This window comes from Massilia sp. P1_C10 (genome assembly GCF_056406475.1).
Genome location: NZ_JBFUAC010000007.1, coordinates 186,933 through 211,966, shown reverse-complemented (window position 1 = coordinate 211,966; position 25,034 = coordinate 186,933). Strand labels below are relative to the sequence as shown.

General features: G+C 65.3%; 20 protein-coding genes. 4 read left to right on the top strand and 16 right to left on the bottom strand.

The features are described 5' to 3' along the window. Nucleotides 1–270 precede the first annotated feature (270 nt). The 3 genes from AC1D02_RS16585 to AC1D02_RS16575 are packed head-to-tail and all read left to right on the top strand — an operon-like array spanning nt 271 to nt 1,188. Nucleotides 271–654 carry a hypothetical protein gene (locus tag AC1D02_RS16585; protein ID WP_477318798.1) on the top strand — a complete coding sequence of 128 codons (384 nt, stop codon included), beginning with the start codon at nt 271–273 and terminating at the stop codon, nt 652–654. 1 nt (nt 655) lies between these two features. Then, entirely contained in the window at nt 656–913 is a 258-nt protein-coding gene (locus tag AC1D02_RS16580) for a DUF5985 family protein (RefSeq protein ID WP_477318796.1), read from the top strand. Between the two features lie 5 nt (nt 914–918). Then, entirely contained in the window at nt 919–1,188 is a 270-nt protein-coding gene (locus tag AC1D02_RS16575; protein ID WP_477318794.1) for a DUF5985 family protein, read from the top strand. A 28-nt stretch (nt 1,189–1,216) separates the two neighbouring features. Here AC1D02_RS16575 and AC1D02_RS16570 read toward each other — a convergent pair whose 3' ends face one another. The 16 genes from AC1D02_RS16570 to AC1D02_RS16495 form a co-directional block, all read right to left on the bottom strand. Then, complete coding sequence (locus AC1D02_RS16570) at nt 1,217–2,590, bottom strand: chloride channel protein (RefSeq protein ID WP_477318792.1); 1,374 nt, start codon at nt 2,588–2,590, stop codon at nt 1,217–1,219. A 194-nt stretch (nt 2,591–2,784) separates the two neighbouring features. Further along, nucleotides 2,785–4,587 carry a glycoside hydrolase family 15 protein gene (locus tag AC1D02_RS16565; RefSeq protein WP_477318790.1) on the bottom strand — a complete coding sequence of 601 codons (1,803 nt, stop codon included), beginning with the start codon at nt 4,585–4,587 and terminating at the stop codon, nt 2,785–2,787. 1 nt (nt 4,588) lies between these two features. Next, nucleotides 4,589–5,347 carry a trehalose-phosphatase gene (gene otsB / locus AC1D02_RS16560; RefSeq protein WP_477318788.1) on the bottom strand — a complete coding sequence of 253 codons (759 nt, stop codon included), beginning with the start codon at nt 5,345–5,347 and terminating at the stop codon, nt 4,589–4,591. 26 nt (nt 5,348–5,373) lie between these two features. Continuing rightward, nucleotides 5,374–7,632 (bottom strand): alpha,alpha-trehalose-phosphate synthase (UDP-forming), encoded by a 2,259-nt coding sequence (locus tag AC1D02_RS16555; RefSeq protein ID WP_477318786.1) that lies wholly within the window; start codon nt 7,630–7,632, stop codon nt 5,374–5,376. Next, nucleotides 7,632–8,729 (bottom strand): mechanosensitive ion channel family protein, encoded by a 1,098-nt coding sequence (locus tag AC1D02_RS16550; RefSeq protein ID WP_477318784.1) that lies wholly within the window; start codon nt 8,727–8,729, stop codon nt 7,632–7,634. Before AC1D02_RS16550 ends, AC1D02_RS16555 begins: the two co-directional genes overlap by 1 nt. Before the next feature lie 112 nt (nt 8,730–8,841). Continuing rightward, nucleotides 8,842–10,110 carry a cation:proton antiporter gene (locus AC1D02_RS16545; protein WP_477318782.1) on the bottom strand — a complete coding sequence of 423 codons (1,269 nt, stop codon included), beginning with the start codon at nt 10,108–10,110 and terminating at the stop codon, nt 8,842–8,844. 18 nt (nt 10,111–10,128) lie between these two features. Then, entirely contained in the window at nt 10,129–11,460 is a 1,332-nt protein-coding gene (locus tag AC1D02_RS16540; RefSeq protein ID WP_477318780.1) for a DUF2254 domain-containing protein, read from the bottom strand. Continuing rightward, on the bottom strand, nt 11,457–12,827 hold the full coding sequence (locus tag AC1D02_RS16535; RefSeq protein ID WP_477318778.1) for a DUF389 domain-containing protein: 1,371 nt from the start codon (nt 12,825–12,827) through the stop codon (nt 11,457–11,459). Before AC1D02_RS16535 ends, AC1D02_RS16540 begins: the two co-directional genes overlap by 4 nt. 370 nt (nt 12,828–13,197) lie before the next feature. Continuing rightward, nucleotides 13,198–13,893, bottom strand: a complete 696-nt coding sequence (gene kdpE / locus AC1D02_RS16530) for a two-component system response regulator KdpE (protein WP_477318776.1) — start codon at nt 13,891–13,893, stop codon at nt 13,198–13,200. After that, complete coding sequence (gene kdpD / locus AC1D02_RS16525; RefSeq protein ID WP_477318950.1) at nt 13,886–16,624, bottom strand: two-component system sensor histidine kinase KdpD; 2,739 nt, start codon at nt 16,622–16,624, stop codon at nt 13,886–13,888. The genes kdpE and kdpD overlap by 8 nt, the downstream gene beginning before the upstream one ends. Further along, nucleotides 16,624–17,202 (bottom strand): potassium-transporting ATPase subunit KdpC, encoded by a 579-nt coding sequence (gene kdpC / locus AC1D02_RS16520; RefSeq protein WP_477318774.1) that lies wholly within the window; start codon nt 17,200–17,202, stop codon nt 16,624–16,626. Before kdpC ends, kdpD begins: the two co-directional genes overlap by 1 nt. A 14-nt stretch (nt 17,203–17,216) precedes the next feature. Then, nucleotides 17,217–19,262 (bottom strand): potassium-transporting ATPase subunit KdpB, encoded by a 2,046-nt coding sequence (gene kdpB / locus AC1D02_RS16515; protein WP_477318948.1) that lies wholly within the window; start codon nt 19,260–19,262, stop codon nt 17,217–17,219. 91 nt (nt 19,263–19,353) lie between these two features. Further along, nucleotides 19,354–21,159: a potassium-transporting ATPase subunit KdpA gene (gene kdpA, locus AC1D02_RS16510; RefSeq protein ID WP_477318772.1), complete on the bottom strand. Its 1,806-nt coding sequence runs from the start codon at nt 21,157–21,159 to the stop codon at nt 19,354–19,356. Continuing rightward, nucleotides 21,159–21,248, bottom strand: a complete 90-nt coding sequence (locus AC1D02_RS16505) for a potassium-transporting ATPase subunit F (RefSeq protein WP_477318770.1) — start codon at nt 21,246–21,248, stop codon at nt 21,159–21,161. The genes kdpA and AC1D02_RS16505 overlap by 1 nt, the downstream gene beginning before the upstream one ends. A gap of 121 nt (nt 21,249–21,369) precedes the next feature. Continuing rightward, nucleotides 21,370–22,116: a TorF family putative porin gene (locus AC1D02_RS16500; protein ID WP_477318768.1), complete on the bottom strand. Its 747-nt coding sequence runs from the start codon at nt 22,114–22,116 to the stop codon at nt 21,370–21,372. A gap of 38 nt (nt 22,117–22,154) precedes the next feature. Continuing rightward, nucleotides 22,155–22,835 (bottom strand): hypothetical protein, encoded by a 681-nt coding sequence (locus tag AC1D02_RS16495; protein ID WP_477318766.1) that lies wholly within the window; start codon nt 22,833–22,835, stop codon nt 22,155–22,157. A 260-nt stretch (nt 22,836–23,095) separates the two neighbouring features. Between AC1D02_RS16495 and AC1D02_RS16490 the strand changes: the two genes are divergently transcribed. Then, the gene (locus AC1D02_RS16490) at nt 23,096–24,973 is read left to right on the top strand and encodes a potassium transporter Kup (RefSeq protein ID WP_477318764.1); all 1,878 of its coding nucleotides are present in this window, start codon (nt 23,096–23,098) and stop codon (nt 24,971–24,973) included. The last annotated feature ends 61 nt before the right edge of the window (nt 24,974–25,034 follow it).

Sequence of the window (25,034 nt, the reverse complement as noted above, 5' to 3'; positions counted from 1 at the left end):
CATGTCAGCCTAGCGCAAGCGCCGCCGCCCGGCGCGAACGGCAAGACTTGATGATCGCACAAATAGCGGTATGACCCTGTGCGGCGTGGCCGGTCGCACGGAGGCGGATCGGCGCGTCAGTGCATATTCATTCGTCCAAATGTATAATGCTCGAATGCATCGAACGTTCATCTGCCATATGCTTCTGCCGGCGATTTGCCGGCGCGCCCCGCAGCGTTGCGGCCAGCGCGCGCAGTTCACCGTCGCGTCAGCGGCATATACGGCAGGCAGATGACTGCACTCTCCATTCCCGACGATGTTCAACGCTTCGTCCTGCTCACCATTCCTTCGGTTCCCTACCTTGAGGCCTTGCTCTTGATGCGAAGCACGCCTGGAAGAACATGGGATGCGGCCCAAGTGGCGCAGCGTCTGTACCTGAGCGACAAGGTCGGTGCGTCCCTGCTGAGCGGATTGGCCGCGGCGGGCGTGGCAGATGCCGAACAATTGGGGCAGTACCGGTACCGGCCCCAATCGGAAGAGCTGACCCAACTCATCGACCGCCTGGCGATCGAGTACGCAAAAAATCTGGTCGGAGTCAGTAATTTGATTCACTCAAAAATGAGCAAAAAAGCGCAACAATTTGTCGACGCGTTCGTCCTGCGAAAGGATTCCTGACATGGCCGCCATCGTCTATTCCCTGTGCGCGCTGACGGCGTTGGCGTGCGCCGTACTGCTGCTGCGCAGCTACGTCAAACAAGGTCACCGCTTGCTGTTCTGGAGTGGCCTGTGCTTTAGCGGCATGTTCGTAAATAACGCGCTGCTCATTCTCGATCGCTTGGTCTTCATCGAGCGCGACCTGTTCACCCTGCGCTTGCTGGTCGCATTGGTTGCGCTGCTGCCCTTGCTGTACGGACTGATATGGGAGGAAGAGTGAGTCAATTGAATACCCTGCTTTCCGGCGCTATCGGCGCCTTCTCGCTGGTGGTGGCCCTGTTTTTCCTGCGCTTCTGGCGCACTACCCGCGACCGTTTCTTTCTCTTTTTTGCCATGTCCTTCGCTTTGGAGGCAATCAATCGATTGATGCTGGGCTTTTTAAACGGTGCCACCGAGGATCGGCCTGGCTATTACCTGATCAGGCTGCTTGCCTATGCGCTGATCCTGATGGCGATCATCGACAAGAATCGGCCTCGTCCACCGCGACGCGACTAGCGCGGTCAGCCCGGTCACTACGGCGCATTCAGGGCGAGGCCAGCTGCAGGCGCGCCAGGCCGGGGTACAACGGCGGGCTGATCACGCGCGCCACCACCGTCGCCACCAGCGCGCATGCCATCAGGCTGAGCACCATGGCATGGCCATCGACCATTTCCATGACGATGATGAACGAGGTCAGCGGCGCCTGGGTAACCGCGGCCAGGAAGGCCACCATACCGAGGGCGATCAGCGCGGGAACCTGCGCATGCTGAGTGAGCATGGCGATATCGTTGCCGATCGCCGCGCCGATCGCCAGCGACGGCGCGAAAATCCCGGCCGGCACGCCAGACCAGGTGGTCAGCCAGGTAGCCAGAAATTTGAGCAGGGCGTAGATGGCCGGCATCGCGGCGGTACCCTCGACCATGCCGCGGGTCGAGGCGTACCCGCTGCCGAACGCCGCGCCGCCGCTGACCACGCCGATCACCGCCACCGCTGCACCGCACAGCAGCGCGAACCAGACCGGGTGGCGCCTGCGCAGCCGGCTCAGCGGGTCCATTGCGCGCCCGCCAAGCGACGCCAGCAGCAGGCGCGAAAACACGCCGCCGGCGGCGCCCGCGGCCAGCGCCACCAGCAACCCCGGCAGGAACAGCGTCATGTCGATCACGGCGGCATGGATCACGCCGAAGTAGGTGCCGTTGCCGTGCACCGAAACGGCGATGACGCCCGCCAGCACGATCGCCGCGATGATCAGGCCGCTGTTGCGCTGCTCGGGCGCACGGGCCAGCTCCTCGATCGCGAACATCACCCCGGCCAGCGGCGTATTGAACGCGGCCGCGATGCCGGCGGCGCCGCCCGCCACCAGCAGGCTGTGGGCGTTGACCGCGGAGCGTTTCGGCATGAAGCGGCGGGCCTGCAGCATGATGCCGGCGGCGATCTGCACCGAAGGCCCTTCGCGGCCCAGCGACAGCCCGGCCAGCAAACCCCACGCGGTCAGCGCGATTTTCGCCACGGACAACTTCAGCGAGACAAAGCGACCAAGCCGCGCCGGCTCCATTGCCGGGTCGAGCGCGGCGATCACTTGCGGAATGCCGGAACCGCCGGCGCCGGCGGCAAAGCGCCGCGTGCACCAGACGATCAGCGCCGTGCACAGCGGGGTCCACACCAGCGGCGCCCACCACCAGCGCGCGCGGCCGGCGAAAAACAGTGCCAGCGCATGTTCGGTCAGCCAGGTGAAGCCAACCACGGTCAAGCCGGCGAGGATGGCGACCAGCACCACCACCGCGCGCGCCCACCACAGGCGCCAGTCGGACATTTCGCGGCGCAGCGCCGGCCCGATCCGGTGCCCGTCGCGCGCCTCGCGGAAGGCGGCGATCCGGCGCGCGGCACGTTCGCGCGTCCGCTGTTCCCCGCTCTCATCCACGCCTGATTCCCCTGCCCGCAACGTCTTCATCCAATAAAAAAACCGCCGGCAGCGCCGGCGGAAGAAAGAGGCCGGAACCCCTCCACACTCAGGTCACACCATTGCGCGTATCAACGCAATACTGTACGGCTATTTTGCATCAAGAGGCGTCGCACACAAAGAACATTCGTACAAATGTGTCTTGCCGATACCCATTACACGACACTGTTCCACGACGCCGACAGCCGCACCGCGCAATTGATCAGGCCCACCATCGAATAGGTCTGCGGAAAATTGCCCCACATCTCGCCGGTGACCGGGTGGGTATCTTCCGACAGCAGGCCCAGATGGTTGCGCGCCTTGAGCATGGCCTCGAAAATCTCCCTGGCCTGCTCGACGCGGCCGATCCGCGCCAGCGCGTCGATGCGCCAGAACGTGCAAATGTTGAAGGCCGTCTCGGGCTTGCCGAAATCGTCCGGCGCCTCGTAGCGGCGCATATACGGGCCGTCGCACAGCGACTGCTCGAGCGCATCGACGGTGGCGACGAAGCGCGCATCGAGCGGGTCGATGAAATTGATCTCGGCCATCAGCAGCACGCTGGCGTCGAGGTCGCGCCCGCCCAGGCTCTCGGCGAAGGCCTGGCGCTCCTCGCTCCACGCCTCGCGCAGCAGCCGTTCGCGGATCAGTTCGGAGCGGCCGGCCCACAGCGCTGCGCGCTCGTCCAGCGCCAGCGCCGCGGCGATCTTGGCGAGCCGGTCGCACGCCGCCCAGCTCATCAGCACCGACGAGGTGTGGACCCGCGCGCGGGTGCGCAGTTCCCACATGCCGGCGTCCGGCTCGGCGTACACCCGGAACGCCTGCTCGCCGACCTCCTCGAGCTGGGCGAACTCGGTCCGGCCGGCGCGGCGAAACAGGCGCCGGTCGAAAAATGCCTGGCTGGCGCCGAGGATGATGTTGCCGTACACGTCATGCTGGAAGTGCTCCTGCGCCTGGTTGCCCACCCGCACCGGGCCATGGTCGCGGTAACCGGGCAGGTGCTCGACCAGCGACTCGGGCAGCTGTTCCTCGAGCCCGATGCCGTACAGCGGCTGGATGTGGCCGCCCTTGGCGCGCGCCACCACGTTGCGCAGCCAGCGCAGGTAGTCCTCCATGGTGCCCACTTCGGACAGGCTGTTGAGCGCGCGCACGACGAAGAACGCATCGCGCAGCCAGCAGTAGCGGTAGTCCCAGTTGCGGCTGCTGCCTGGCGCCTCGGGGATGCTGGTCGTCATCGCCGCGATGATCGCGCCGGTATCCTCGTACAGCGACAGCTTGAGCGTGACGGCGGCGCGGATCACCACGTCCTGCCATTCGAACGGCACGGCCAGGCGCCGGCTCCAAGTACGCCAGTAGCTGACCGTTTCCTGCTCGAAGGCGTGGGCCGTGTCGCCGATGCCGTCGGCCAGGGTCTCGTCGGGACCGAGCAGGAAATTGATTGTCTGGTCGAGCACGAAAAAGGACTCGTCGAGCAGGTAGTTGAGCGACATATCGGTATTGAGCCGCAGCGTCTGGTGCGGCCCGACATAACGCACGTGGTGGCTGCCCTGCGTGACCACCGGCGCCAGGCGGCCCCAGTCGAAGCGCGGGCGTAGCCGGGCCCGGATGCGCAGCGGGCTGCCCAGCAGGCGCACGCGGCGCACCAGCATCAGCGGGCGGAACATCCGGTCGCGGCTCTTGAAGCGCGGCGCGAAATCGGTGATCTCGATGCCGCGGCCGGCGCTGTCGTACAGGCGCGTGCGCAGCACCGCCGTATTCGGCTCATACACCTGTTCGCTGCGCGCGAAGTCTTCGACGTCGATGCTCCAGAGGCTGCCGCTGGCGCCGCCGTCGAGCAGCGCGTTGAACACCGGGTCACCGTCGAAGCGCGGCAGGCAGCACCAGACCATCTGCCCGGCGCGGTCGATCAGGGCGCTGAACGCACAATTGCCGATGACGCCGCAATCGAGCGAGGCGGCGGAGGGGGACGCGGGAGGGGGCATGTCAGTTCCAGTGAGTTAAATGGTCGAGCAATTGCGCCAGGGCGCCGCGCAGCTCCGGCGGCGAACCGATCCGGTGGCGCGCCACGCTGGGCCCGGCGCCCACCTTGATGGCGATGCCGCCGCCGCCCTGCACCAGCGCGAAGCCGGCCTCGTCGGTGGTGTCGTCGCCGACGAAGACTGCGCGATGGTCGGCGAACGGCGGCGCGGCCATGAAGTCGCGGATCGCGGTGCCCTTGTCCACCCCGGCGCCCTTGACCTCGACGATCATCTTGCCTTCCATCAGCAGCAACTCTGGCGCTTCGCGTACGACCTGTTCCAGCGCCGCCCTGCACAGGGGGCCGGCGCCGGGCGCCTGGCGAAAATGCACCGCCAGGGCGCCGTACTTCGCCTCCACCCACACGCCCGGATGGCGCGCGGCCAGCGCGTCCGCGCAGGCGCGCGCCGCAGCCAATGCCGGCAACGGCGCGCGGTGCAGCACCCCATCGGCACCGCGCCGCTGCATGCCGTGCACGCCGGCCGCCGGCAGCACCAGCGGCGCCAGCAAGGCGTCGATCTCCTCGATCGGGCGGCCGGAGACGATCGCCAGCCGCCCGTCGAGGCGCAGCTGCAAGGCGCCCAGCACGCGCACCAGGTCGGGCGCGACGCGCACCGCGCCGGGGGTGGCGGCCAGGTCGACCAGCGTGCCGTCGAGGTCCAGGAACAGGGCGTCGCCAGGGGCGATCAGCAATTCCCAGTGCGGGCCGTCGAACAGGTTTATCATCGTTTACCTCGGTTGCGCATCGCGCGTCACGCCAGCCGGCGCGGCTTGCTGTGCGAGTGAATCTTGGACATGACGCGCGCACGCTGGCGCAACAGCGCCGCGTCCTGCAGCATCCTTCCGGCCCAGCGGTACACATTGAAATCCTTGACGCGCCGGCGCATGCTGCGCATCCGCTCGGCCTGCTCGCTGGCAGGCATCGCCAGCGCTTTTCGCAAGGCCTCGGCGCCCTGCTCGATGTGGTACGGATTGATGATCAGCGCTTCGTGCAGCTCGCGCGCCGCGCCGGTGAACTGGCTCAGGATCAGCACGCCCTGCTCGTCGTCGCGCGCGGCGATGAATTCCTTGGCCACCAGGTTCATGCCGTCGTGCAGGCTGGTCACCATGCACACTTCGGCGGCGCGGAAGTACTCGGTCAGCTGCGCCTGCTCGTGATGCTCGGCCTTGAGGATGATCGGCACATAATTTCCATCGGAATACTTCTGGTTGATGCGCTGCGCCAGGCCGCGCACGCGCGCCTCGAAGTTCTGGTATTCGTCGAGCGAGGAGCGGGTCGGCGCGGCGATCTGCACGAAGGTGAATCTCCCCACCAGCGCCGGCTCGATCTCGAGCATGCGCTCGACCGCCTGGAACCGTTCGACGATCCCCTTGGTGTAGTCGAGGCGGTCGACGCCGATGCCCAGCAAATGGTCGGTCGGCAGCGCCAGCGCGTGGCGGATCGCAGCGCGGCAATCGTCGACGCTGCGCTCGCCCTCTTCCGGCTGCGGCCAGGCAATCGAGATCGGATACTGCTCGACCTGCGTCAGCTGGCCGCCGTAGCTGACGGTCGACGCCTCCGGCTCGATGCGCGTTTCCAGGTAGCGGTCGACGGTGTCGAGGAAGTTCTTGCGGTGGAACGGCGTATGGAATCCGAGGATCGTACTGCCTAGCATGCCGTCGAGGATTTCTTCGCGCCACGGGCAGATCCCGAACGATTCCGAGTTCGGCCACGGAATGTGCCAGAAGGTGATGATGGTCGCCTTCGGCAAGACCGCGCGCACCATCCGCGGCAGCAGGGCGAAATGGTAATCCTGCACCAGCACCACCGGATTGTCGCTCTGCGCCTCGGCAATGACCGCATCGGCGAAGCGCTGATTGACCTTGACGTACTGCTCCCAGTCGGACGAACGGAACACCGGGCGCACGTGGGCGATGTGACACAGCGGCCACATGCCCTCGTTGGCAAAGCCGTAGTAGTAGCCCTGCTCTTCTTCCTTCGACAGCCAGACCCGGCGCAAGGTGTAACTCGGATGGTCGGGCGGCACCGGCACATGGTCGTTGCGGTCGACCGTCTCGCGGTCGGCGCTGCCGGCGCCGTGCGCAATCCAGGTGCCGGAGCAGGCGCGCATCACCGCCTCCACCGCAGTGACCAGGCCGCTTGCCGGACGCTTGACTTCGATGCCGCCGGGCGTGGCGACGTGGATATAGGGTTCGCGATTCGATACCACCAACACCTGGTCGCCCGCCAGATCGTTGTGCAGCAGCTGTTTCAGACTGTCCGCCGTCCACTCGCGGGTTGCCGCGCTTTCGTCCTGGCGCTCCTGCCGATACTCCTGCAGCATGGCGCGCAAGTCGCCGGCGAGCGGGTGCTGCTCGGCGCCGGCCCGGCCACGCGCCCGTGGACTCAGTTCACCACGCAAGACTTCCTTGACGCCGCTGACCCAGCCGCGCCAGCTCAAGTGCGCGATCAGCACGCTGATCAGGGAAATGGCCAGGGCCAGCAAGCCGAAGAAGCCAAAGATGTATTTCTTGGTGTCGGCGCTGCGCCGCTCGATGAAGCTCATGTCGTGCACCAGCACCAGGCGTCCGAGCGCGACGCCGTCCTGCGTCAGTTCGCTCTCGGCGACGTGCACCGGGCCCTGCGGCAGCTGCACCAGCGCCTGCGCCGCGCCGCTGCCCGCCTTCGGGTGCCAGCAGCCGAGCGACTCCGGATAGGTCGCCGTCTGGTACAGCAGGTTGCCGGCCGGGTCGCAGAACCCCAGCGCGTACAGGCGCTCGTCCTGGATTGCGCGGTCGAACAGCTGGCGAATCCGCTTGCCCGACTTCTGCGGAACGTATTCGAGCAGCGGGTCCTGCAGGGTATTGGCCAGCAGCTGCGAGCGGATGTCCAGGTCGCGCACGAACCAGCGCAAAGTGAAATTGTCCATCAGCGGCACCACGATGTAGCCGAACAGGCCAAGCACCAGCGCCAGCGGCACGATGAAGCGCAGCACCAGCAGGACCGGACGGAAGCGGGTCGAATTGCCCATCACGCGGCTCCGCGCGCCGCTTCGCGCAGCGTCGGCACCTCCTGCAGTGGCGCCTTCAGCGCGTCCGGCACGCCGGCCAGGTACAGCGTCGAGGTCGGATAGGCGAAGCCGATGTCGCGCTCGCGGAAGCGGCGCAGCAGCGCCAGGTTGATGCGCTGCTGGATGTCCATGTAGCGGTTGTAGTCGGCGTCGAGCACGTAGTACACCACCTCGAACTGCAGCGCGCTGTCGCCGAAGGACTTGAAATGGACGCGGTCCAGGCGCACCGCTTCGCCGGCCTCGACGATGTCCTTGACCAGCCCTGGGATGCGTTCGAGCTCGTCGCTCGGCGTTTCATAGGCCACGCCGAATTCGAACAGCACGCGGCGCTCCTGCATGCGCTTGTAGTTGCGGATGCGGTTCTTCAGCAGTTCGGTATTCGAGAAGATGATCTGCTCGCCCCCAAGGCTGCGCAACCGCGTGGTTTTCATGCCGATATATTCGACCGTCCCCATGAAGGAATCGACGACGATGAAATCGCCGATCACGAAGGGCTTGTCGAGCGCGATCGACACCGACGAGAACACGTCGCCGAGGATGCTCTGCACCGCCAGCGCGACGGCAATGCCGCCGATGCCGAGGCTCGCCATCAGGGTCGAAATATTGAAACCGAGGTTGTCGAGCATGACCAGCACGGTGATCGACCACAGCACGATGCGCGCCACCAGCGCGCCGAGCATCAGGTGGGTCGCCGCCGAGGGGTTGGTGTCGCGCTGGCGCCCAAAGGCGTGCTCGGCCGCGACCGCAATGATGCGCGCGCCCCACAGGCCGATCTGGGTGACCAGGATGATGATCCAGGCGTAGTGCAGCCATCTCTCCCGCTGCGGCGACAGTGCCAGCTGGCCGAGCGCGGCCAGCAGGGCCAGCGCCAGCAGGAACGGCAGGCGGGTGGCTCCCAGCACCTGTTCGACGTAACCGAGAAACGGCAGGTGGCCGTCGGCGGTGAGGCGGCGCAACTGGCGGCCGATGAACAGCTTGAGGACGTAGAGGACGACAAACGTGACGGCGAAGGTGGCGGCCGCGACCGCCCATTCGTAGGAGGGCATTGCGAAGTTCATCGTCACTCGGGCTCCCTATTCTGGCCCCGGCGCCATCGCTCCGCCGGATGCAGAGCCACGCCGATGCAGGTCTCAGTATATCAGAGAATGCATTTCCACGAATGTAGTTGCATTAATTACCATTCTTTTCGGCGCCGTCGGTGGGGGTGGCGCCGACCAGCGCGCGCACCATGGGGCCCACGCTGAGACCCTGCACCAGGATCGAGAACACCACCACGCAATAGGTCAGGGTCAGTATCACGTCACGCGCCGGGCCGGCCGGCAGTGACAGGGCCAGCGCCACCGAAATGCCGCCGCGCAGGCCACCCCAGACCAGCACCGGGGCCGATCCGTCCGGCAGGCGGAACAGGCGCCCGCCCGCGCCGACCGGCACGCCCACCGTCAGCGCGCGCGCCAGCAGCGTCACCAGCACCGCCGCCGCGCCGGCCGCCAGCCGGGGCCCTGAGAAATCGATCAACAGCACTTCCATCCCCAGCAGCACGAACAGCACCGCATTGAGGATTTCATCGATCAGCTCCCAAAACATGTCGATGTAGCGGCGCGTGACGTCGGACATCGCATAGGCCCGCCCGCCATTGCCGATCATCAGTCCGGCCACCACCATCGCCAGCGGTCCTGACACGTGCAGGTGGCTGGCCAGCGAATAGCCGCCGGTCACCGCGGCGAGCGTCAGCAGTACCTCGACGTGGTACTGATCGATGCTCTTGAGCAGTCGGAACGTCACGTAGCCGAGCACCAGTCCAAGCGCCAGGCCGCCGCCCGCCTCGACCGCAAGCAGTTGCGCGGCGCCGGCGACGGTCGGCACGCCGCCCGACGCCAGCACTCCCAGCAGCAGCGAAAACAGCACCACGCCAACGCCGTCGTTGAACAGCGACTCGCCGGCGATGACCAGTTCGAGCTCCTTGGGCGCGCGGGCCGATTTCAGAATTCCCATTACGGCGATCGGGTCGGTGGGCGAAATCAGGGCACCGAACAGCAGGCAGTACAACAACGGCAGCTGCACCCCGGTCAGCGGCAGCACCCACCACATGCCGAACCCGACCACGGCGGTCGACAGCACGGTGCCGGCCACCGCCAGCGATCCCACCTGCCAGCGATAACGCCGCAGCGCCGCCAGGTCGATGTGCATGGCGCCGGCGAACAGCAGGAACGACAACATGCCCTGCATCAGCACGTCGGTGAAATCGATCGAACGCAGGAACGCCTCTTCGTACTGGCGCACCCCGGAATCGAGCCCGAACCAGTCGAGCAGCACGATCGCCAGCGAGATGCCCATCGCGATCACCATCACGCCGATGGTGGTGGGCAACCTGATCCAGCGATGGTTGGCATAGGTGAGCAGCGCGGTGGCGACGAGGCAGAGGGCGGCAATATCGAGCATGGGCAGATTCAGTCGGGGTCAGGGCGGCACGGCGGCGCCGCGGAACGAGCCGCCGGCGCCGAACTTGAGGGTCAGGTGGAACAGCTCCGTCCGTGCCTGGACGGTCGCCAGGTCGGCCGGATTGCCGACCGTGCGGCGCGCATCGGCGCAAATCAGGTCGGCATGCAGGGCCAGCACGGCGCGCCGTTCGGGCGCCAGCTCGCAGCTCGCGACCTGGGCGAGCACGTCGAGCATGCGGATCAGGATGGCCGGATTGGCCGCGGCGTTCTGGCGGATCATGTGCAGCATCAGCCCGGCCAGTCGGGCATAGTCGGTGCCCGGCATTTCCAGCGCCACCACGCCGTCGCGCAGCCAGACGCCGCGGTCCAGGCTGCGCCCGGACAGTTCGCACAGCGCCGCGCCCAGCCGGTCAAGCACGCTCATCGCCGTGTGCGGGTCGTTGATGCCCGAGGACAGCGCGCGCACCGCCACTTCGACCAGCTGGCGCACGGCGTCCTCGACGTCGTTGGCGCCGCTGCGGGTGGGCGCCAGCGCGCTGCATGCACCGATCGCCTGCGCCGCGCCGTCCACCGGCACCGTCATGAGCGCAATCGGCGCACCGGGAAACACATAGTCGCCGGGCCGGCGCAGCACGATCAGCGTGGTGCCGTGCTCAGCGGCCCAGTCGGCCAGCGCGTCGGCGTCGACATGGCGCAGGTAGCCGCGCCGCCCATCGGTCACCGGATGCGCGCAGGCCCAGGACGCCGGCGCCGGGGCCGGGGCCGCGCTCTGCGCCTCGCCGCCGCTGATGGTGCGAATCGACCGGTGCACGTCCGCGCTGACCAGTTCGACGACGGTATCGACGTTGATGCGGTTCGCCATGTGGCCGACGAAGTAGACCAGCGTGCCGACGCAGACGAACGCCAGCGCGACGCCGACGGTGAGCGACAGGTGCGGCGTAAACAGGCTTTCCTGCTCGGTGCGCACGCTGCGCAGCACCATCAGCGCGTACGAAAAGGTGGCGAGGAAGGCGCCCAGGGTGATCTGGTTGCCGCGGTCGCGCGTGAAATTGTGCAGCAGGCGCGGCCCCATCTGTCCCGCCGCCAGCGACAGCGCCGCGATGGTGATCGAGAACACCGTGCCGGCGACGCCGATGGTCGAGGCGGCAATCGTGCCGAGCAGGGTGCGCGCGCCGACGCCGCCGCCGTTGTAGATCCAGCTGCTGGACGTCAGCCAGGCGGGCAGGCGCCCGCTGCCGTCAAGGCGCAGCAGCAGCAAGGCCAGCCCAATGCCGGCCACCACCATCGCCGCCGGGAGCAGCCAGAACGCTTCGGCCGCATCGCCGATCCACTTGCGCAAGCGCGCCTTCACCCTCTTCTCCGCGTGCGCGCGTGCGCAGCGGTGCGTTTAGCCGGTGGCGCCGATTGCACCACCTCGAACGGCGCGGTGGAGAAGCGCACCGCGAGGCCGGCGCGAATGCGCGCCAGGTCCGCCTCGGACAGCTGCGGCTCGGCGTCTACGGTCAGTACCATCACGTCGCTCGGCGCAGGGTCGCCGCGCGCCTCGCGCCGACCGGCCGTGACGGCAACCCTGGCGATCGACGGGTATTCCGCCAGCAATTGGTGGATCAGCGTCTCGCGTTCGATCTTTTCCTGTTCAGTCTTGCTCAACTGGAGGTGCAAGGCCTCCAGGGCAGTGTCGCGCCGTTCGAGCTGGCCGTCGACGTTCGCCATCAGGTCGCTGCGCAACTGCGCGCGCAGCGTCTCGACGTCAATTTTCTCGGCGCCGACATGGCGCAGCCGCAGCGTCGCCTGATGAAACCCGTTCGCCTGCAGCCGCTTGGCCAGGGTCGCCTCGGTCGCCGGCGCAAGCGGTTCGCCGCCCATAGTCACCGCCATGACGCGGCGCCGCAGATCGACCTCCTTGCGCAGCACCACTGCCTTCGGCTGCCGGTCGAGCGCGTTGCTCACTTCTTTGGTCGCCGCGAGGAAAATCTGATCCTGCACCAGCCCGTATGCGAGGTAGCCGCTCGGGACGGCCAGCGCCAACACGCCGATGACAATCAGCACATGGGCGCGCCGCTGAATCTGCGGGTTGCCGCTCTCGTGCTCCGGCAGGCGCAGCAGCTTGACGAACAGATAGGTCGCCAGCGTGATGAAGAATGCGTTGATCAGGAACAGGTAGCCGGCGCCGGCGATGAACTGCCAGTTGCCCGATGCGATGCCGTAACCGGCGGTGCACAGCGGCGGCATCAGCGCCGTAGCAATCGCCGCGCCAGGAATAATGGTGGTGCCGGACTTGCGGGTCTGCGCGACGATGCCGGCGCAGCCGCCGAAAAACGCGATCAGCACATCCCACAGCGTCGGCGTGGTGCGCGCCACCAGTTCGGTTTGCGCCTGCGACAGCGGGCTGAGGAAGAAGTACGCGCTCGACGTCGCCAGGCTGATGACGACAAAGATCAGCAAGCTGCGGGCAGCGCCGCGAATCAGGCGGTAGTCGCTGATGCCGGCGCCGTAGCCGATCGCCAGCAGCGGGCCCATCAGCGGCGAAATCAGCATCGCACCGATCACCACCGCCGTCGAATTGACGTTCAGCCCCACCGAAGCGATCAGGATCGCAAAAATCAACACCCACATGTTGGTGCCGCCGATCCGCTCGCCGGCGCGGATTGAGCGGTCGATGACACTGCTTTCATGCTGATCGGAGCGCAGGTCGAACAGTTTCTTGATTGCATCCAATGGGCGCCCTTTCGCGGTTACTCAACATTAACTCCATGAAAGGATACAACATTATCAACATCACTTCGCGCTTCGCCGTTGTCGCTCACGCTCGACCACGCGCGCTGATGACAAAGGCTGGAGGCTGCGCAATGGGGGAAAGCTGGTGATCGATCAGAAGGGCTATTTCATAGGAAGGATTGGGCTGCCAACGCCTCCGCACCACCATTGGACGAAAAGGCTTGAAAACTGCAGAAGGTCTCGATACAGGTAGACATCTGCCGTCTTGAGCGTTCCCGCCCGGAGACCTGTTCAAGAGATGCGCTCCCGGGATATATAAAAACTGACATCCATTAGTCGGCCCGCCTCATCCCCCAGAAGCTGGAGGTGGCTAAGGGAGCTGCAGCCGGTATCCGACGCCAGTTTCGGTGATCATATAACGTGGTTGGGCCGGATCGTCCTCCAGCTTGTGACGCAGATGGCCCATGTAAATGCGTAAGTAGTGCGCATTGTCCGATTGGTTCGGCCCCCATACTGCTCGCAGCAGTTGAGGCGACGTCATTACCTTGCCCGCATTCCCTACCAGCGCGGCCAGCAACCTGTGCTCAGTCGGCGTCAGCTTGACCGCCACCCCAGCCTTGGTTACGCGCCGGTTCTGCACATCCACGATCACGTCCCCGAAGATGACCTGTCCATTTGAATCGGCCATCGCGTTGCGCTGGCGGCGCTGCGATGCCCTGACCCGCGCCAGCAGTTCGCCGACGCCGAAAGGCTTGGTCAGATAGTCGTCGGCGCCTGCATCGAGCGCCCGGATCTTGTCCTCTTCATTGACGCGCGCGGACAACACCAAGATCGGCACCGTCGACCATTTGCGCACACTGGCGATGAAGTCGACTCCGTCGCCGTCGGGCAAGCCGAGGTCGAGAATGATGAGGTCGGGTTTGCGCGTACCCGCCTCGATCAGCCCGCGCTCCTGCGTTCCGGCTTCGTGCACGTGCCATCCCTCCTGTTCGAGTGCGCCACGCACGAAGCGCCGGATGTGTGGCTCGTCTTCCACCAGCAGCGCAATATTTACGGGGTCACTCACGTTCTTCCTCCGCTTCCATTTCATCATCGAGCACTGGCATCGCTGGCGGCGTTCCCAAAGGCAGCGAGACGATGAAAGCCGCGCCTCCCTGCGGTGCGGCTTGCGCCTGGATCTTGCCGCCGTGTGCCTCGACGATTGCGCGGCATATCGCCAAACCCAGTCCTACACCTGGCTTGGCCGATTCGCGCTCGCCGCGCGTGAATTTCTCGAACAGCACCTCTTCCTGGCCGGCTGGCAAACCGAGACCGTTATCGGCAACCGTAATGGTCATCCACATGCCGCGCACTGCGGCGGAAACAGTGACCGTGCTGACCGGCGGCGTGTATTTTCCTGCATTTTCCAGCAGGTTGCAGAGCACGCGCTCGATCAGCACCGCGTCGAAGTGTACTAGCGGCAGGTCGGCCGGCACAGAGGTAACCACCTGGCGATCGCCCAGCGCCATGCGGCTCGCGCGCAAGGCACTGCCCACCGCTTCTTCGATCGCCTGCCACTGGAGGTTCAGCTTGACGTCGCCACTTTGAATGCGCGCCATGTCGAGCAGGTTCGCCACCAGGGTGCTCATACGCACCGATTCCTCGCGCAGTCCCGTGGCAAGCGCAATCTGCCGTTCGCTGAGCGGAGGCTCCGACCCGGCCAGCGATTCGGCCAGCGCCACCAGCGAGGTCAGCGGCGTGCGCAGGTCGTGCGACAGGGCCGCCAGCAGCGAGTTGCGCAGGCGTTCGGATTCGATGCTGATCAGCGCGGTCTGTGCCACTTCGATGTAGTGCACGCGTTCGAGCGCAATGGCGGCCAGCGCGGCGAAGGTGTCGAGCTGTTGGCGCCGTTCCGGCACGAGCAGCCAGCGCGCCTCGTCGGTCTCGATCGCCAGCACCCCGCGGGTACGCATCGGCGCCACCAGCGGCAGGTAAAACAGCGGACTCCCCGGCAGCGTGTCGGTGCCGATGCCAGCGCTGGTCGCATGGTCGAATGCCCACTGGGCGATACCGATGTCCAGCGCCTTCATCGCGCTCCCTTCACCCAACTGCGCGGGGCGAAGGCGACCGTCCGCATCCGGCAACAGCAGCGCCGTTTTGGCGCGAAATGCGCCTGCAATTGTTTCACGCAGAATTTCGTCGATCTGCTCGGTCTGGAGCACACCCGACAGGGCGCGCGCGAACTCATACAGCGCACGCGCCCTGCCCTCGCGCTGCGAGGCCACCCGCGCCTGAAAGCTCAGGCCCGCGGTCAACTGTCCGGTGATCAGTCCAACGGCCAGCATGACAGCAAAAGTCACCAGGTACTGAAGGTCCGAGATCACCAGCGTGAAGCGCGGTGGTACAAAGAAGAAATCGAAACAGGCCACGCCGACGCAGGTGGCAGTCACCGAAGGAGCGCGCCCGAAGCGCACCGCCACAAGCACGACTACCAGGAGAAACAGCATGGCGATGTTGGCCAGGTCGAGGAAGGCGAGCAGCGGCGTCGCCAGCACGGCCGTGCCCATGCTGGCCAGCGCCGCCCAAAGGTGCGCCAGCATGCGCCTGCGCGCGGCGGGGCCGGCGGGTTCACCCATCGCCCTCGACGTAAATCGCTGTGAGGATGGTTCGGGTCGGGACGATTGCGCGTCGATTTCGATCAGGTCGATGTCGGGCGCCCTGCGCGCGAATTTGCGGCTGTGCGGAAGACGCCACCGCCACGCCTGGGCCGAGCGCCCTAGCGCGATGCGCGACAGGTTATGGCTCGCCGCATACTCAAGCGCCGAGTCCTCGACACTGGCGCCGGCCAAGACCGCAGTGGTCGCGCCAAGGTCCGCCGCCAGCTTGAGCGTCTGCAGGATCCGTTCGCGCTCGGCCGCAGCGAGGCGCTGAAGCGCGGGAGTTTCAACATAGACTGCATGCCACTCGGCGCCCAGTTGTCCAGCCAGCCTGGCGGCGCTGCGCACGACGCGTTCGGCCCCAGGCCGGGGGCCTACGCAGGCCAGCAGCGAGGCGCCGGTTTTCCACACGGTCTCAATCGACTTTTCGACGCGATAGGCGCGAACGTCGTCCTCGATGCGGTCCGCGGTGCGGCGCAGCGCCAGTTCGCGCAGCGCGATCAAGTTCCCCTTGCGGAAAAAATTCTGCGACGCGCGCTCGGCCTGCTGCGGCTGATATACCTTGCCAAGCTTCAGGCGCGCCAGCAGTTCATCGGCCGGCAAGTCCACCAGCACGACTTCGTCGGCCTCATCGAACACGGTGTCAGGCAGGGTTTCGCCAACCCGGATGCCGGTGATGCCCCCCACCACATCGTTCAGGCTTTCGAGGTGCTGAACGTTGACCGTCGTGAACACGTCAATGCCCGCACCGAGCAGTTCTTCCACGTCCTGCCACCGCTTGGGGTGCCGCGAACCGACCACGTTCGAGTGCGCCAGCTCGTCGACCAGTATCAGCGCGGGTCGATGTTCCAATGCGGCGTCGATGTCGAACTCGGAAAGCGCCTTGCCGCGGTATTCGAAGCGCTTGCGCGGCAACACCTCCAGCCCCGCCAGCAAGGCTTCGGTCTCGGCCCGGCCATGGGTCTCCACCACCCCCACCAGCGGCTGCTGGCCGGCGGCTTGCAACTGGCGCGCGGCCGACAGCATCGCGTAAGTCTTGCCCACACCGGCGGACGCGCCGAAATATATGCGCAGTTTGCCCCGGGACGCCTTGCGCTCCTGGGCCTGCACCTCGGCCAGCAGCACGTCGGGATCGCGTCGCTGGCCATCGCCGGGAAACATCATCTGATCGCCTTGCCATCAAGGGCAAGGTTCAGCGCCAGCACATTGACGCGCGGTTCTCCGATGACGCCAAACAGGCGGTCCTTGCGCTGCACCTCAATCAGGTCGCGCACCTGCTGCGTTGTGATCTTGCGCGCCGAGGCGATACGCCCCGCCTGGTATTGCGCGGCGGCCAGGCTGATTTCGGGATCGAGCCCGCTCGCCGACGCTGTAACCAGGTCGACCGGCAGCGGCGCCCGGTTATCCGGATCAGCCGCCTTGAGGGCGTCGATACGCGCCTTGACCGCGTCGGCCAGTGCCGGATTGCTCGGCCCCTGGTTCGAGCCGCTGGAGCCGGCGGCGTTGTTGGGCATCGGCGCAGTGGCCGATGGACGGCTCCAGAAATAGCGCGGCGACGTAAACGCCTGGCCGATCAGCACAGAGCCGACCGGCTTGCCGCCGGATTCGAACAGACTGCCGGCTGCCTGGCTTGGGAAGGCGACGCGGCCGACGCCGGTCACGACGACCGGATACAGCACGCCGCACAGGATAGTCAGGGCGCCGAACAGCACCAGCGCGGGACGAAAAATGGATGACATGGTGACTCCCGGTTTCATACGAGGTTGAACGCTGCCAGCAGCAGGTCGATCAGTTTGATGCCGATGAATGGCAGAATGATACCGCCGACGCCGTAAATCAGCAGATTACGCCGCAACAGCGCGGTGGCGCCGATGGCGCGATAGCGCACGCCGCGTAGCGCGAGGGGGATCAGGAACACGATAATGAGCGCATTGAAGATCACGGCCGACATGATCGCCGAGGCCGGGCTGGCCAGGTGCATCACGTCGAGCGCCTTGAGTTGCGGGTAGGTGCCGACGAAGGCGGCGGGGATGATCGCGAAGTACTTGGCGATGTCGTTGGCGATTGAGAACGTGGTCAGCGAGCCGCGCGTCATCAGCATCTGCTTGCCGATTTCGACGATCTCAAGCAGCTTGGTCGGATTCGAATCGAGGTCGACCATGTTCCCCGCCTCCTTGGCGGCTTGGGTGCCCGAGTTCATCGCCACCGCAACATCGGCCTGGGCCAGCGCGGGCGCGTCGTTGGTGCCGTCGCCGGTCATCGCCACCAACCGCCCCTCGGCCTGGTAACTGCGAATCAGTTTGAGCTTGTCCTCCGGCGTCGCCTCGGCCAGGAAATCGTCGACGCCCGCTTCGGCGGCGATCGCGGCGGCGGTGAGCTTGTTGTCGCCAGTGATCATGACGGTCTTGATGCCCATGCGCCGCAGTTCGCCGAAGCGCTCCTTGATCCCTCCCTTGACGATGTCCTTCAGTTCAACCACGCCAAGTACGCGGCCGTCGTCGGCGACTACCAGCGGGGTGCTGCCGCGGCGCGCGGCATCGTCGACGCTGCGCGCCACTTCGGCCGGGAACGGCATGCCGAGCGCTTCCACATACTGCCGCACGGCATCGGCCGCGCCCTTGCGCAGCGCGCGCGCGCCAAGATCGACGCCGCTCATGCGGGTATTGGCGGAAAACGGCAGGAACTCGGCATGCAGGCCGGCCAGCTCTCGTTCGCGGATGTTGAAGCGCTGCTTGGCCAGCACCACGATGCTGCGCCCCTCAGGGGTCTCGTCGGCCAGCGAAGAGAGCTGGGCCGCGTCGGCCAGCTGCTGCTCGCTCACGCCCGGCGCCGGCAGGAAGGCGGCAGCCTGTCGGTTGCCCAGCGTGATGGTGCCGGTCTTGTCGAGCAGAAGCACGTCGACATCGCCGGCTGCTTCGACCGCGCGACCGGAGGTGGCGATGACGTTGGCGCGCATCATGCGACTCATGCCGGCCACGCCGATCGCCGACAGCAGCCCGCCGATCGTGGTCGGGATCAGGCACACCAGCAGCGCGATCAGCACCGTGATGGTGACCGGCGTGCCGGATTTGGCCGCCTCCACCGAGAACAGCGAGAACGGCAGCAGCGTAACCGTCACCACCAGGAACACGATCGTCAGCGCCACCAGCAGGATGGTCAGCGCGATCTCGTTGGGCGTCTTCTGACGCTTGGCGCCTTCGACCATGGCGATCATCCGGTCGAGGAAGGTCTCTCCCGGATTGGCGGTGACGCGCACCACCAGCCAGTCCGACAGCACGCGGGTGCCTCCGGTGACCGAGGAAAAGTCGCCGCCCGATTCGCGGATCACTGGCGCCGATTCGCCGGTGATGGCGCTTTCGTCGACTGAGGCGACGCCTTCGATGACTTCACCGTCGACCGGGACAACGTCGCCCGCCTCGATCAGGATCACGTTGTCCTTGCGCAGGTCGGTGGCGGGCGCCGGCAGCCAACTGGTGCCGTGCTTCGGAATGGCCAGCTTCTTGGCCATCACGCTTTCCTTCAGGCCTCGCAGCGATGCCGCCTGCGCCTTGCTGCGACCTTCGGCAAGCGCTTCGGCGAAATTGGCGAACAACACCGTGAACCACAGCCAGACGGCGATGGCGAGGATGAAGCCGGCGGGCGCCTCGCCGGTGCCTGTCAAGGCCTGCACATAGAGCAGGCTGGTGATAATGCTGCCGATGTAGACGACGAACATGACCGGACTGCGCAGCTGCGTGCGCACGCCCAGTTTCTTGAACGCCTCAATCGCTGCAGGGCAAATCAGGCTGGTATCGAACATCGACAGGCGCTGGCGGGCCAGGGTCGGGGGCGGCGTCAGCACCTTGGCTGACGGTTGTGCATGGGACATGGTATGAGCTCCGGTAAGTGGCTTATTTGACGAACAATTGCAGGTGTTCGACCATCGGCCCCAGCGCCAGCGCCGGGACATAATTCAGGACGCCGACCAGCACCACCACGCCGATCAGCAGGGCGGCGAACATCGGCCCGTGCGTCGGCATCGTGCCGGCGTTGGCCTGCAGCCGCTGCTTGCCGGCCAGCGAGCCGGCGATGGCGAGGACCGGCACGATCACCGCGAAGCGGCCGAACCACATCGCGATGGCCAGCATCCAGTTATAGAACGGCGTGTTGGCGGACAGCCCGGCGAATGCGCTGCCGTTGTTGTTTGCCGCGGAGCTGAAGGCATACAGGATCTCGGCGAAGCCGTGGGCGCCTGGATTGGCCATGCCGGCCTTGCCCGCGTCGAACATGACGGCGATGGCGGTACCGGCCAGCACCAGGATCGGCGTCACCAGGATTGCGATCGAGGTCATCTTGATTTCGTACGCCTGGATCTTCTTGCCGAGGTATTCGGGCGTGCGGCCGATCATCAGGCCGGCAATGAACACCGCCATGATGGCGAACACCAGCATGCCGTACAGGCCCGAGCCGACGCCGCCGAAGATCACCTCGCCGAGCTGGATCAGCAGCAGCGGTCCCATACCGCCCAGCGGCATCATTGAATCGTGCATCGCGTTGACGGCACCGCACGACGCGGCGGTGGTGACCGCCGCAAACAAGCCCGAGGCGGCAATGCCGAAGCGGGTTTCCTTGCCTTCCATGTTGCCGCCCGATTGCAACGCATTCATCTGCTGGTCGACGCCGGCGGCCTGCAACATCGGATGCACGTGCTGCTCGGCGCCCATGACGCCGACCGCCATGACGACGAACACCACAGTCATGGCCGCCAGGATGGTCCATCCCTGGCGCCGGTCACCGACCAGCCGCCCGAACGCGAAGCACAGTCCCGCCGGAATCAGGAAGATCGCGATCATCTGGGCGAAGTTCGACAGCGGCGTGGGGTTTTCATATGGGTGCGCCGAGTTGGCGTTGAAAAAACCGCCACCGTTAGTCCCGAGCATCTTGATCGCTTCCTGCGACGCCACCGGCCCCATCGCGATGGTCTGGGTGGCGGCGGTCAGCGTTTCCATGACAGGCTGGCCCTGTGCATCCTTCAACGACTGGCCATCGGCGCCGGTCTTCGGCTGGGTGTAGGTGACCGGGTCGATCAGCGTCACCTCCTTGTAGGCCGAGAAATTCTGGATCACGCCCTGCCCCATCAGGAAGGCGGAAAACAGCAGCGACAGCGGCAACAGCACGTACAGGGTGACGCGGGTGAGGTCGACCCAGAAGTTGCCGATCGACCTGGCCGATTTCGCGCTGAAGCCACGAATCAGGGCGAACACGACAGCGACCCCGGTCGCCGCCGAAAGAAAGTTCTGGCATGTCAGCGCCAGCATCTGGGTCAGGTAGCTCATGGTCTGCTCTCCGCTGTAGCCCTGCCAGTTGGTGTTGCTGACGAAGCTGACCGCCGTGTTGAAGGCCGAGTCCGGACCGACATTGGACAGTCCCTGCGGATTGAGCGGCAACCACGCCTGCCCCCGCTGCAGCGCATACACTGCCAGCGTGCCGATGGCATTAAATACCAGCAGCGCGACGGCGTAAGCCTTCCAGCCCATGCCTTCGTCGGCCCGGATTCCGGCGACGCGATAGAGCGCACCTTCGACTTTGTGCAGCCAGCCGAAGCCGCGGATTGTGCCGCCGTCTGCGACGCGCGCCAGCAATGCGCCCAGAGGCCACGACAGCGCGAGCAGTACCAGCAGAAACAGCGCCAGCAGCGCAATTGATTGGATAGTCATCACAGTTCCTCCGCTTTTAGCAAGGCGTACAGGAGGTACACCAGCAGGCCGCCCGCGGCCAGCGCGCCGATCAGGTAAAAGATGGTCATTGTTGCCCCCCCAGGCGCGCGCAAGCCGCGGCCATCGCCCAAGTCAGGCCGACAAAGAGGACGATTGCGCCGATAAATACGATGTCCATGAAACACCTCGATAAGGTTGATGTGAATATGCTCAGAACGTCCGGCCGATGGTTGCAACCAGTGCAGTTTTCCCGAGGAACTTTCCATCTGCCGGCGAGGCGTACGCCAAGCGGCTGGCATCGGTGCCGACAACCGAGAGCGAACCGGTCGCCAAAGCGAAATCCTTGCTCACGCCCAGCTTCCAGTCGTTGTAGCTGGCCTGGCCGTTGTGACGCACCTGTTGATGACCGGCGTGCAGGTTGACCTTCAGGCCTTCGACAACAGTGATGTTCGCGCCCAGGTCCAGATAGCCACTGCGCCTGCTGTCGACGAAGCCGAACAGGTTGGTCAGCGCCATCGAGTACTTGACGTATGCGGGTCCATAGCCCAACTGCCCGTACACCTCGCCGGTGTTGGCGTCGGCAAAGCCGCTCACGTGCTTCAGGCCGTTCGCGGGATAGACATAGCCGAGGGCGCCGATGTCGTAGGACACCCCGCTGCCAAGCTCGCCGCGCTTGCCGGCATACAGATCCCATTCGATATCGCCGCCGCCTCCGGCGTCCCTGGTCCATTTAATCGTCGAGAGCCAGGTTCCGGCGTACCAGCCGCTCGGATTGCGGGTGTAGTCGAAGCCCCCCTGCATGGCAGGCGCGAGCCGCGTCTGGGAAATCCCGCGGTAGCGGTAGTCCGACGTCAGCGCCGCATTGAAGCTGGTCTCGTTGTCGGGCTTGGTTTCTTCGGCATGCACTGGCGCCGCCAGTGTGGCGACCGCGGCCATGGCGAAAATCAGGTGATTCATGTTGTTTTTTTTCCTCTTGTGAATAAGGCCGGCCGGGCTCATTGGCCCAGGCCAGGCCGGTTATCCCGCCGAAGTGTCGGGACAAAGACGGGACGGCGGTAGACTTCCTCGAACAGCGCGGCCATTGCATCAGCGCCCGCACTTCCTTCGACGTCGCTGGCGCAACGGCCCGGCAGATTCGCGCCCCACCCAAGCGCGGCGAGATCGACGACGGTTTCCGCGACGTGTGAGGACATGACGTGCGCCGCGTAGTTGTGGAAGGCGGCCAGGTCCGGGCGGTACTCGCTGCAGGTGGCGACAAACAGCACGCGCAGCGCAGGATTGAACATGCGCGCCGCGTTGAGCCGCGCGATCAACCGGTAGTGGCGGCCGAGGTATGCCTGCTCCGGCGACAGCGGCACCACCACGACATGCGCGGCGATCAACGCAGAACGCGATTCACGGGTGTCGCACCCTTCGGTGTCGAGCAGAATGTCGTCACCTTGGCCGAGCATTTCCTCGAGTTCCTGGGCGAATCCGGGACCGCTGATTGATTTCGCGTTGACGAGGGGACGCAGTCCTGAACGTTCACGATCGAGGCTCCACCGCTGGCACATTCTCCCGGCGCCGGTGTCGACGAGGATGACATTGCGTCCGCTGCGAGCACGCAGCAGCGCAAGATTTTCTGCAATCGCGGTCTTGCCGGAAGCCGGCGCCTGATTGGCAACAGTGACGATCATGGCGATCCCCTTGCCAGGTCAACGGGTGCGGCGGGTTTGGCGGAGTGCATTGTGTGGCCCCATCTTTTACGCTGTTCGATGGGAGAAAGTCTATGCGGCGACGCATAAAAATTTTCTAAAAAGAGGGCCCGGCGGCATAAAAGGTTTGTAAAAAAACAGGTGACAAGGCTGCCGCCTAGCGAGCCCCCGCTTTTTTACAAAATTTTTATGCGCCTGGATGTAAGCTCTCGGCCTCGCACACACGTACAGAGAACACACCCTTGGCTTCGCAAGACCAGCAAAAAAACCTGACCGCCCTGACCCTGGGCGCGATCGGCATTGTCTATGGCGATATCGGAACCAGTCCGCTGTATTCCCTCAAGACGGTCTTCGATCCGACCCACGGACTGGCGCTCACCGCCCCCAATCTCCTCGGCGTGGTTTCGCTAATTTTTTGGGGCCTGACCATCATCGTCTCGCTGAAATACGTCACGCTGGTTCTACGCGCCGACAACCATGGCGAGGGCGGGATCATGGCGCTGATGGCGCTCGCCCTGGGCGCAGTCAGCCAGCGCACGCGCCTGTCGTTCACCTTGCTGCTGATCGGCGTCTTTGGCGCCGCCCTGTTTTACGGGGATAGCGTGATCACGCCCGCGATCTCGGTGCTCTCCGCCATTGAGGGGCTCGAGATCGCAACGCCGGCCCTGAAACCCTTTGTGGTCCCGATGACGATCGTGGTGTTGATCGGTCTGTACGCAGCGCAGCGCCACGGGACGGCAGGCATCGGCCGCTGGTTCGGCCCGGTCATGCTGGCATGGTTCTGCATCCTGGCGGGCATGGGACTGATCAACATCGTGCACAGCCCTGCGATCTTGGCCGCGCTCAATCCCTGGCACGCGCTGCGATTCCTGACCGAAAACCGCATGGTGGCCTTCATCGCGCTCGGGGCCATTGTGCTGGCCTTCACGGGCGCCGAGGCGCTGTATGCGGACATGGGCCACTTCGGTAAGCAACCGATCCGAGTAGCCTGGTTTGCCGTCGCATTTCCCTCGCTGGCGCTCAATTATCTGGGACAGGGCGGGCTGTTATTGGTGCATCCGGAAGCGATCAGCAACCCGTTCTACCAGCAGTTGGGCAGCTGGAGCGTGTATCCGCTGGTGGCGCTGGCGACGATCGCCACCGTGATCGCATCGCAGGCAACCATCTCCGGCACGTTTTCGATGACCAAGCAGGCGATCGCGCTGGGCTTTCTGCCGCGAATGCGCATCATGCACACCTCGGAGCGCGAGATCGGCCAAATCTATATTCCGGCGGTGAACTGGGCGCAGTTGGTCGTCGTGCTGGTCGCGGTGGTCGGCTTCGGATCGTCCGACAACCTGGCTGCGGCTTACGGCATCGCGGTGACCGCCACCATGCTGGCGACGACGGTTCTGACCTTTTTCGTGATCCGCTACCGGTGGAAGCTCAACCTGTTCCTGTGCGTTGGCTCCACCGGCTTCTTCCTGGTCATCGATGCGGCGTTTTTTTCCGCCAATGCACTCAAACTGCTGCACGGAGGATGGTTTCCGCTGCTACTAGGCGCGGTGCTGCTGTTACTGATGCTGACCTGGAAGCGGGGCCGCCAACTGGTGTTCGAGAACCTGCAGAAACATGCCATTCCGCTCGACGCTTTCCTCGATTCGCTGTTCATCGCGCCGCCCAAGCGCGTGCCCGGCACGGCGGTTTTCCTGCGCGGTGAAAGCGACGGCGTGCCACACGCGATGCTGCACAACCTTTCGCACAACAAGGTGTTGCACGAGCGCACTGTGTTTCTCACCACGCATATGCTCGATGAACCCTGGGCCCCGGCCGCCGCTCGGGTCGAAGTCCTCCCCCTCGGCCACGAATGCTTCCAGGTGAATGCGCGATTCGGCTTCAAGGACGAGCCGGACGTCCCGCATGTGCTGGACTTGTGCGCCCGTCACGGGCTCGAGTTCAACATGATGGAGACCTCATTCTTCGTCGCCCGTCAGACGGTCATATCCACACCGGGTGGGGGAATGGCGCCGTGGCGTGAACACCTTTTCGTCGCCATGTCGCGCAATGCCAGGGATGCGGCTGATTATTTCCACATTCCGACGAACCGTGTGATTGAGTTGGGCACGCAAGTCGAAATTTAGTCAGTTTGGCACTTTGAACTGCCATATTGAAACTGAGGACACGTTTGCTTCCGCGATGACT

Excerpts from the sequence above, each read along its gene's own strand:
- AC1D02_RS16585 (WP_477318798.1), top strand. The coding sequence starts at position 271 with ATGACTGCACTCTCCATTCCCGACGATGTTCAACGCTTCGTCCTGCTC.
- AC1D02_RS16580 (WP_477318796.1), top strand. The coding sequence starts at position 656 with ATGGCCGCCATCGTCTATTCCCTGTGCGCGCTGACGGCGTTGGCGTGC.
- AC1D02_RS16565 (WP_477318790.1), bottom strand. The coding sequence starts at position 4,587 with ATGCCCCCTCCCGCGTCCCCCTCCGCCGCCTCGCTCGATTGCGGCGTC.
- otsB (WP_477318788.1), bottom strand. The coding sequence starts at position 5,347 with ATGATAAACCTGTTCGACGGCCCGCACTGGGAATTGCTGATCGCCCCT.
- AC1D02_RS16555 (WP_477318786.1), bottom strand. The coding sequence starts at position 7,632 with ATGGGCAATTCGACCCGCTTCCGTCCGGTCCTGCTGGTGCTGCGCTTC.
- AC1D02_RS16550 (WP_477318784.1), bottom strand. The coding sequence starts at position 8,729 with ATGAACTTCGCAATGCCCTCCTACGAATGGGCGGTCGCGGCCGCCACC.
- AC1D02_RS16545 (WP_477318782.1), bottom strand. The coding sequence starts at position 10,110 with ATGCTCGATATTGCCGCCCTCTGCCTCGTCGCCACCGCGCTGCTCACC.
- kdpD (WP_477318950.1), bottom strand. The coding sequence starts at position 16,624 with ATGTTTCCCGGCGATGGCCAGCGACGCGATCCCGACGTGCTGCTGGCC.
- kdpC (WP_477318774.1), bottom strand. The coding sequence starts at position 17,202 with ATGTCATCCATTTTTCGTCCCGCGCTGGTGCTGTTCGGCGCCCTGACT.
- kdpB (WP_477318948.1), bottom strand. The coding sequence starts at position 19,262 with ATGTTCGATACCAGCCTGATTTGCCCTGCAGCGATTGAGGCGTTCAAG.
- kdpA (WP_477318772.1), bottom strand. The coding sequence starts at position 21,159 with ATGACTATCCAATCAATTGCGCTGCTGGCGCTGTTTCTGCTGGTACTG.
- AC1D02_RS16505 (WP_477318770.1), bottom strand. The coding sequence starts at position 21,248 with ATGACCATCTTTTACCTGATCGGCGCGCTGGCCGCGGGCGGCCTGCTG.
- AC1D02_RS16500 (WP_477318768.1), bottom strand. The coding sequence starts at position 22,116 with ATGAATCACCTGATTTTCGCCATGGCCGCGGTCGCCACACTGGCGGCG.
- AC1D02_RS16495 (WP_477318766.1), bottom strand. The coding sequence starts at position 22,835 with ATGATCGTCACTGTTGCCAATCAGGCGCCGGCTTCCGGCAAGACCGCG.